The organism is Actinoplanes sp. NPDC026670, assembly GCF_040638175.1.
Lineage (GTDB): Bacteria > Actinomycetota > Actinomycetes > Mycobacteriales > Micromonosporaceae > Actinoplanes.
Map to the genome: position 1 here is coordinate 1 of NZ_JBEZXU010000188.1, position 1,391 is coordinate 1,391.

Annotated in this window: 1 protein-coding gene; it reads left to right on the forward strand. The window is 66.4% G+C overall.

The window, feature by feature from the left end; translation table 11 throughout:
• The first annotated feature begins 48 nt into the window (after window positions 1–48).
• Window positions 49–1,350, forward strand: a complete 1,302-nt coding sequence (locus tag AB0E94_RS52980) for an IS256 family transposase (protein ID WP_360344588.1) — start codon at window positions 49–51, stop codon at window positions 1,348–1,350.
• Window positions 1,351–1,391: the final 41 nt, after the last annotated feature.

The following is a 1,391-nucleotide window of genomic DNA, read 5'->3' on the forward strand; positions in this document are numbered from 1 at the left end:
GGGACTGTAAAAACAACGGTGTAACTCCTGATCAAGGAGACGCACCTGATGACCATGACGACTGACGCCGTGGATACTGCCGCGGTGGCGAAGAAGAAGCAGGATCCTGGTCTGCCTGCCGGGGTGAGCGCCGAGCTGATCGGCCAGCTCGTCGAGCAGGCCCGGACCTCGGGCCTGCAGCTGACCGGCGAGGGCGGGCTGTTGCAGCAGCTGACCAAACGTGTGATCGAGGCCGCGATGGACGGCGAGATCACCGACCATCTCGGCTACGAGAAGCACGACCCGGCGGGTAAGGACGGCGGGAACTCCCGCAACGGGTCGAGGGCGAAAACGGTGCTGACCGATGTCGGCCCGGTCGAGATCGTCGTGCCGCGAGACCGGGACGGCTCGTTCGAGCCGCAGATCGTCCGCAAGCGGCAGCGCAGGCTGACCGGGGTCGAGGACATGGTCCTGTCCCTGTCGGCCAAGGGCCTGACCACCGGGGAGATCAGTGCTCACCTGGCCGAGGTCTATGGCGCCGACGTGTCGCGGCAGACGATCTCCACGATCACCGACAAGGTCATGGACGGCATGGCCGAGTGGCAGAACCGGCCCCTGGACCGGGTCTACCCGGTCGTGTTCCTGGACGCGATCAACGTGAAGATCCGCGACGGGAAGGTCGCCAACCGGCCGATCTACGTCGCTCTGGCGGTCACCGCCGAAGGCACCCGCGACATCCTCGGGTTGTGGGCCGGCGACGGCGGCGAGGGCGCGAAGTTCTGGTTCAGCGTGTGCACCGAACTCAAGAACCGCGGCGTCGAGGACGTGCTGATGGCTGTCTGCGACGGGCTGACCGGCCTGCCCGACGCGATCAACACCGTCTGGCCCCAGACGGTGGTCCAGACCTGCGTGGTCCACTTGCTGCGCAACTCGTTCAAGTACGCGTCTCGCCAGCACTGGGACGCGATCGCGAAGGCGTTGAAGCCGGTCTACACCGCACCGACCGAGGCCGCCGCTGAGCAGCGCTTCCTGGAGTTCGCCGAGACCTGGGGCGAGAAATATCCGGCGATTGTCCGGCTCTGGGAGAACGCCTGGGCCGAGTTCGTGCCGTTCCTGGCCTTCGACGCCGAGATCCGCAAGGTCGTCTGCAGCACGAACGCGATCGAGAGCGTCAACGCCCGGATCCGCCGGGCCGTCCGGGCACGCGGACACTTCCCAAACGAGCAAGCCGCCCTGAAATGCGTCTACCTCGCCGTGATGGCCCTGGACCCGACCGGCACCGGCCGCCGCCGCTGGATCACCCGCTGGAAACCCGCCCTCAACGCCTTCGACCTCGCTTTCGAAGGACGCCTCACCGCAGGCCGCAACTGACCTTCACCAACATCGAGTTACACCGTTTTCTTGACAGTCCC